This is a genomic window from Cellulomonas sp. P4_B5_2 (assembly GCF_056402235.1).
In genome coordinates, this window is record NZ_JBFUHU010000216.1 from 1 (window position 1) to 6464 (window position 6464).

Here is a 6464-nt window from a genome sequence, read left to right on the forward strand (position 1 = left end):
CACCGCCGCAGCAGCGCGGACAGCACCGGTGGTCGTCACGCGACGAGCGGTGCTCGCGGTCGCACTGTGGCTGGTGGGGCTCGGCGCTCTCTGGGCTGCGGGACTCGCCTTGGCAGACCGCGGTGCGGTCGTCACCTACGGGAGCGCTCCGCCGTTCATCGGGTATCTGCACGGTCGCGTGTCGGTCGGCACCGTCCTCGCCGTGATCGTCGCCGGGCTCGTCGTCCTCCATGGACCTCGCTTCGCGGGCACGGCAGGCTGGCGCCTCGTTCTCCTCGCCGGGTGGGCAGCGTCGACCGCGTTCGCGGTGCTCCTGGCGGTGACGGACGGCTTCGCCGCGATCGCCGCACCGCTGACCGACGAGAAGGACTATCTGGCGGTCGTGCCGTTGGTGGCCCAAGACCCGGGGGAGTTCCTGCGCACCTTCACCGATCGCGCTCTGATGTACCCGGTGCACGTGCGCGGCCACCCGCCAGGCATGGCGTTGCTGCTCGGCGGGCTCGACCGGCTGGGCCTGGGCGGCGAGTGGTGGATGGCGGCGCTCGTGCTGCTGGCGGGAACGAGCTCGTTGGTGGCAGTGGGCATCACGGTGCGGGCGCTCGCGGGCCCGCACGGTGAGGAGGCCGTGCGCCGCGCGCTGCCCGCCGCGGTGCTCGCACCGTCAGCGCTGTGGCTGGCGACGTCGGCCGACGCGTTCTTCGCGGGGGTGCTGGCCTGGGGCGTCGCCCTGCTCGCCGTCGCCTCCACCCGGGACGGACGGTCATGGCCGTGGGCGCTCGCGGCGGGACTGGTCTTGAGCCTGTGCCCGTTCCTGTCCTACGGCTTGCTGCCGATGGGCGCGCTCGCCCTGGTCGTCGGGATCGTCACCCGGCGGTGGACTCCCACAGTCGTGGCCGGCATTGTCGTCCTGGCCTCGGTGGCCTCTTGGGGCGCGGCCGGGTTCTGGCTCCCGGACGGCATCGCCGTCACCCACCTGGCGTCCACCCTGGGTCGAGCAGCGGAGCGGCCGTATCTCTACTTCCTCGTCGCCGACCTAGTCCTGCTCGGCGCCCTCGTCGGGCCGGCAGGCGTCGGAGGGCTCGTTGGCCTGCGTTCCCTGCCGCGAGCGGTCCAGCTCCTCGTGGTCGTGGCGCTGGGTGCCGCGCTCCTCGGTGCCGTGTCCGGGGTGGAGCGCGGGGAGGTGGAACGCATCTGGCTGCCTCTGGCGTGCTGGGTGCTGCCGGTCGCGGCCACGGTCGCGGACCGGCGGGGATGGCTTGTCGCGCAGGCGGCCACGACGATCGCGCTCCAGGTCGTGCTGGTCTCGCCCTGGTGAGGAGCACCGTCAGGTAGCCGTCATCGCCGGTCCGGGTCCGGCCGGCCACGGCCGACCTAGGGTCGGAGCGTGGCCCGCACCCGGCTCAGCGACCTGCGGCGGAAGCCGCCGGACCAGGCGGACTTCCGGTCACCGGTGCACGACCCGCGCGTCGTGGCCCGGGTCGGAGTCCTGCTGGCCGCGGCGATCGGCACGGCATTCGTCACGGGGCTGCTGTCCCACCTGCACCAGCAGCCCGTCGCCTGGGTCCCGTTCACGCCGCTGCCGGTCTGGGGATACCGGCTGAGCCAGGGCGTGCACGTCGCTGCAGGTCTGGCCGCACTGCCCCTGCTCCTGGCCAAGCTGTACGCCGTCTATCCCGCCCTGTTCCAGCGTCCACGGCTGCGCGGACCGCTGCACCTGCTGGAGCGAGGGTCAGTGGCCGTGCTCGTCGCCACTGCGATCTTCCAGCTGGTCACCGGGCTTCTCAACATCTTCCAGTGGTACCCGTGGTCGTTCTCCTTCGTGCGAGTCCACTTTGCGGTCGCCTGGGTGCTGGTGGGGTCGATCGTCATCCACGTCGCGGTCAAGCTGCCGACCATCGCGGCTGCGCTGCGGCATCCAGTCGGTCAGGAGGCGGAGGGCGAGCACGACGGGCCCACGCGGCGCGGGTTCCTGGCGGGCATCGCTCTGACGGTCCTTGGCCTGACGGCGCTGACCGTGGGGCAGACGGTGACACCACTGTCCGGGGCAGCGGTCCTCTCGCCCCGCCAGTCCGGAGTCGGCGTTCAGGGCGTGCCGGTGAACCGCACGGCCGGGAGCGCGGGCGTGCTCGATCGTGCGACCGACCCTGCATGGCGGCTCACCGTCCGTGGCCCTGGCGGGACCCTCCGGCTCTCGCGGGCCGACCTGGAGGCGATGCGTCAGGTCACGGTCGTTCTCCCGATCGCCTGCGTGGAGGGCTGGAGCACGACCGCGACGTGGCAGGGGGTCCGGGTCGTCGATCTCATCGCCGCGGTGAGCGACCGGGAGGATGCCGACGTCCGGTTCGTGAGCCTGCAGGAAGCCGGCTCGTACAACGAGTCCGTGCTGCCCGGTGCCTACGCTCGGCACCCCGACAGCGTCGTCGCACTCCGGCTCGGTGGTGAACCGCTGCACGTTGACCACGGGTATCCGGCGAGGTTGATCGCGCCGAACCGGCCGGGCGTCCTGCAGACCAAGTGGCTCGACCGCATCGAGGTCGTGGAGGCATGAGCGAGACCTGGTCGACCGGGCGCCTGGCCCTGCTGGGCGCCGGGGTGGTGCTGGTCGGTGTCGGCGTGGTCGTCGGGCTGACGTCCGTGCCGCAGGGCCAGTGGCCGTCCGTGCTGCTCTGGTTGGCCGGCGGGGTCGCGGTGCACGACGCGGTGCTGGCACCGGCGGCGGTGGTCCTCGGCGCGCTCGTCCTGCCGCGAGTGCCGGTGGGCTGGCGTCCGGCGCTGCGGGCCGGGGCTCTGGGTGCGGTCGTCCTCGCGATCTTTGCGGTCGTCATCGTCGTGGCCTCCGGCATGCGCCGTGACCCGTCCGTGGTCCCTGTGCCGCTGACGACCTCCGTCGTCGTCGCCACGGCGGTCCTGGTTCTCGCCGTCCTGGTGGGCGCGGCCGCCGGCGCAGCACGCGCCCGGCCGCGTGGACCCGAACCTGCCGATCCCGACCTCCTCCCGCGCGAGGACACCGACTGACGACCCCTCAGAGCGCCCGCAGCGCGACGACAGTCCGACCCTGCAGGCGCCACTGCTCCAGGACGGCGAACCCGCACCTCGGAGCGAGCCGGACGAGCGCGTGCACGCCCGTCCGCGCCCACGGCATGGGGCGACTGGTTCGCCCGTCGGCACGGCGCAGGGTCAACGGCGAGGTGTCGTCGGCGTCGTCGTCGACGTCGGTCTCCACCAGGACCAGGCCGTGGGGACCGACCAGCGCCCGGCACCGGTCGAGCAGTGCCGCCGGGTCGCCGCCGATGCCGATGTTCCCGTCGGCGAGCAGGACCGTGCCCCACCGTCCTTCGGCGGGGAGGTGGTGCTCCACGGCACGCCGTAGGACGGTCGCCCCGCGCCGGCGCGCGTGCTGGACGGCACGGGCGGAGATGTCGATGCCCAGGGCCGGGACGCCGCGTGCGTTGAGGGCGGCGACGAGCCGGCCCGGGCCGCAGCCGACGTCCAGAACAGGAGGCTCGCACCGCGCCAGCATCAGGTCGTCGATGGCGTCCGGCTCGTGCGTCCAGCGCGCCACGGCGAGGGTGACGATGCCGCCCGAACCCAGTGCGACGACTGGCTCTCCGTCGAGCGCAGCCTCGTAGAGCATCATCGGGTGCGGACGCATCAGCGCGTCGCCCCGTCGTCAGTGAGGCGGCGCCACGCGGCAGCGAACTGCGTCCAGGGAGCGTCGAGGGCGACGGCGCGCGCGTCGGCGGGTACGTCGACGTCGCGGAGCCGGGGGAGGAGGCGCACTCGGAGCCCGAGGTCCCGGAGCCGACGGAGCTGGGCCCCGCCGGTCCGGCCCGTCGACATCGGGACACCGTCGAAGACGCGGTCGTCCGCCTCTCGCAACCCGATGGCCCAGTAGCCTCCGTCATCGGTCAGGCCGAGGACGGCGTCGGCATCGGCGAAGTCGGCCGCCGCGAGGTGCACCCCGAGCTGAGGGGTGTCCATCCCGACCAGCAGGGCGGGGGAGTGCCCTGTGCGTTCGAGCACGCCACGGAAGGCTGCGGCCAACCTGATACCGAGGTCGCCCGACGGCTGCGCCACCACGTCGAAGCCCGGCGGGAGCCACGGGCCGGGATCTCCGTCCAGAGCGACGACCCTGTGGGTCGCCGAGGTCGAGGACATCGCAGCGAGGGTGTCCTCGAGCGCGGCCTGAGCCAGGGTCGCCGCGTCGTGCGGGCTGAATGCGCTGTGCAGCCGGGTCTTGACGCGTCCGGCGACAGGCGCCTTGGCGAGCAGCACGACAGCCTGGGCGGGCTCGGCCGGGGCAGTCATGACGCCAGCACCGCAGACATGTCGCGCACCGCGCGGACCACGCCCAGCGGGGTGCCGGTCACCTTGGAGCGACCCGTCCGGAGCTCGTAGTCGACGTCGACCTCGCTGATCCGCCAGCCGTCGTCGGCCGAGCGGACGACCATCTCCAGCGGGTAGCCCGAGCGTCGGTCGTGCAGGTCGAGCGCTAGCAGAGCCGCCCGGCGGGCCGCCCGCATCGGCCCGAGATCCGCCAGGCGCAGCCCGGTCCGACGTTCCAGCCGGCGGACGAGGACCTTGTTCGCGACGCGCAGGTGCCAGGGCCAGGCGGCCGCCGACGTGGGCCGCCGCCGCCCCAGGACGAGGTCGGCCCCCTCGCGCAGCGGGTCGAGCACCCGGACCAGCTGTCGCGGGTCGAGGCTGCCGTCGGCGTCCATGAACGCCACGACGTCGGCGGTGGCGGCGAGCAGGCCGGCGTGACAGGCGGCCCCGAACCCGCGACGTTCCTCCCGGACTACGTGAGCGCCGAGCTCGCGTGCGACCTTGGCAGTGCCGTCGGTCGACCCGTTGTCGACGACGATCGCGCGCACGCCCGGCGGCACCCGCGGGAGGAGCCACGCGAGCGCGGCCGCCTCGTCGAGGCAGGGCAGCACCAGGTCCACCGTCGGGTCTCCACCAGTCACCCGCCCAACGCTATGAGGGCTCCGCCGAGTGGCGGGCTCGGCCGGGATGACCGTTCGATGACGGATCCGCCCCACAGGGCGTCCAGGACCGGTTCGGGTCCGCTGCACATCGGGACGCGGACTAGCGTGACCACCATGCCCAGTGTGCTGGTGGTCGACGACGAGGAGCTCGTGGCGCGCAGCGTGGCCGCGTACCTGGAGGCAGACGGCGTGCGGACCAGCGTCGCAGGCGACGCGCGTGAGGGCGAACGCATCTGGCGGGAGACCCGGCCCGACGCCGTCGTGCTCGACGTGCGGCTCCCCGGCGCCTCGGGGCTTGACCTGCTGCGCCGCATGCGGTCCGACGCCGACCGGACCCCAGTGGTCCTGCTCTCCGGCCTCGGCAGCGTGGACGACCGGATCATCGGACTCGAGTTCGGTGCCGACGACTACCTCACCAAGCCGTTCAGCCCGCGTGAGCTCGTCCTGCGCGTGCACGCCTTGCTGCGGCGGGGTGACATCCATCCCGGTGACGGCTTGCGATCGGTCACCGTCGGTCCCCTGACGCTGGATCCGTCCACCCGTTCGGTGTCCTTGGCCGGGTCTGAGCAGGTGCTGGCCCCGCGCGAGTTCGACCTGCTTCTCTTCCTCGCGCAGCACGCAGGGTCGACGTTCGGCACGCGTGAGCTGCTGCGTCGGGTATGGGGCTGGGACTTCGGCGACGACTCGACGGTCGTGGTGCACGTTCGTCGCCTCCGCAGGAAGTTCGAGCCCGACCCGTCGGAGCCGATGCTGCTCACGACCGTTCGCGGAACCGGCTACCGGCTCGGCACGGCCGACGAGCTGACTGCGTCGCTAGCCGAGGCCTCGAGATGAGCCGGGACCTCTGGTTCATCGCCGGCATGACCACACTGTGTGCCGCCGGTGTCGGGGTCGTCGGCGCGCTCGTCGTCAACCGGGTCCGCCGCGTCTCCCTCGTCGCGGCGATGGTGGTCACGGCCCTTGTTCCGGTCGCCGTCGTCGCGCTGGCGATCTGGGTGAATGTCGGCGCGATGTTCCTGTCGGAGCACGACGCGGCAGTCGCTCGCCTCGTTCTGGGACTCTCCTCACTCCCCGCTGTTGTGCTCGCGGTGCTGCTCGGGCGTTTCGTGCTTGCCGACGTCCGTGCAGTTGGTGCGCAGGCCCGCGGCCTGGCGACCGAGGCGAGCCTCCCGGCGGCGTCCCCCGTGACGGCCGAGCTCGCGGAGCTCTCGTCCGAGCTGGCGAGGACCCGTGTGCGCCTCGAGGCGTCGCGGGAGCGGGAGCGTGCCCTGGAGTCCGCTCGCAGGCAGGTCGTGGCGTTCGTCAGTCATGACCTGAAGTCGCCGCTGTCCGGCGTCGGCGCGACGATCGAGGGGCTGAAGGATGGGGTGATCACGGACACCGACACCGCCTACTTCGGCATCGGGGCCGCCGTAGAGCGGATGGGGCGGATGATCGACGACCTCACCGATCTGTCGAGCCCCGACGGGCCGGCGC

At 73.0% G+C, this 6464-nt stretch carries 8 protein-coding genes; 5 read left to right on the forward strand and 3 right to left on the reverse strand.

Translation table 11 applies throughout. The features are described 5' to 3' along the window. The 3 genes from AC1DUQ_RS15190 to AC1DUQ_RS15200 form a co-directional block, all read left to right on the forward strand. Positions 1 to 1315, forward strand: a 1315-nt coding sequence (locus AC1DUQ_RS15190; RefSeq protein ID WP_477074073.1) for a hypothetical protein, incomplete at its 5' end; no start/stop codon positions are given. Positions 1316 to 1384: 69 nt separating this feature from the next. After that, entirely contained in the window at positions 1385 to 2548 is a 1164-nt protein-coding gene (locus AC1DUQ_RS15195; RefSeq protein WP_477062112.1) for a molybdopterin-dependent oxidoreductase, read from the forward strand. After that, positions 2545 to 3015, forward strand: a complete 471-nt coding sequence (locus AC1DUQ_RS15200; RefSeq protein WP_477062111.1) for a hypothetical protein — start codon at positions 2545 to 2547, stop codon at positions 3013 to 3015. Before AC1DUQ_RS15195 ends, AC1DUQ_RS15200 begins: the two co-directional genes overlap by 4 nt. Before the next feature lie 7 nt (positions 3016 to 3022). On the opposite strand, the gene AC1DUQ_RS15205 is transcribed toward AC1DUQ_RS15200, so the two are convergent. Genes AC1DUQ_RS15205 through AC1DUQ_RS15215 form a run of 3 tightly spaced genes read right to left on the reverse strand, consistent with a single transcriptional unit; the run spans position 3023 to position 4967 of the window. Continuing rightward, positions 3023 to 3652 carry a class I SAM-dependent methyltransferase gene (locus AC1DUQ_RS15205; RefSeq protein ID WP_477062110.1) on the reverse strand — a complete coding sequence of 210 codons (630 nt, stop codon included), beginning with the start codon at positions 3650 to 3652 and terminating at the stop codon, positions 3023 to 3025. Then, entirely contained in the window at positions 3652 to 4308 is a 657-nt protein-coding gene (locus tag AC1DUQ_RS15210) for a TIGR04282 family arsenosugar biosynthesis glycosyltransferase (RefSeq protein ID WP_477062109.1), read from the reverse strand. Before AC1DUQ_RS15210 ends, AC1DUQ_RS15205 begins: the two co-directional genes overlap by 1 nt. Then, positions 4305 to 4967 carry a glycosyltransferase family 2 protein gene (locus AC1DUQ_RS15215; protein WP_477062108.1) on the reverse strand — a complete coding sequence of 221 codons (663 nt, stop codon included), beginning with the start codon at positions 4965 to 4967 and terminating at the stop codon, positions 4305 to 4307. The genes AC1DUQ_RS15210 and AC1DUQ_RS15215 overlap by 4 nt, the downstream gene beginning before the upstream one ends. Before the next feature lie 135 nt (positions 4968 to 5102). On the opposite strand from AC1DUQ_RS15215, the gene AC1DUQ_RS15220 reads away from it, so the two are divergent. After that, the gene (locus AC1DUQ_RS15220) at positions 5103 to 5822 is read left to right on the forward strand and encodes a response regulator transcription factor (RefSeq protein ID WP_477062107.1); all 720 of its coding nucleotides are present in this window, start codon (positions 5103 to 5105) and stop codon (positions 5820 to 5822) included. 110 nt (positions 5823 to 5932) lie between these two features. Then, positions 5933 to 6464 (forward strand): histidine kinase dimerization/phospho-acceptor domain-containing protein (locus tag AC1DUQ_RS15225; protein WP_477074074.1); only part of this gene is annotated, 532 nt, incomplete at its 3' end.

Excerpts from the sequence above, each read along its gene's own strand:
- AC1DUQ_RS15210 (WP_477062109.1), bottom strand. The coding sequence starts at position 4,308 with ATGACTGCCCCGGCCGAGCCCGCCCAGGCTGTCGTGCTGCTCGCCAAG.
- AC1DUQ_RS15220 (WP_477062107.1), top strand. The coding sequence starts at position 5,103 with ATGCCCAGTGTGCTGGTGGTCGACGACGAGGAGCTCGTGGCGCGCAGC.
- AC1DUQ_RS15205 (WP_477062110.1), bottom strand. The coding sequence starts at position 3,652 with ATGCGTCCGCACCCGATGATGCTCTACGAGGCTGCGCTCGACGGAGAG.
- AC1DUQ_RS15200 (WP_477062111.1), top strand. The coding sequence starts at position 2,545 with ATGAGCGAGACCTGGTCGACCGGGCGCCTGGCCCTGCTGGGCGCCGGG.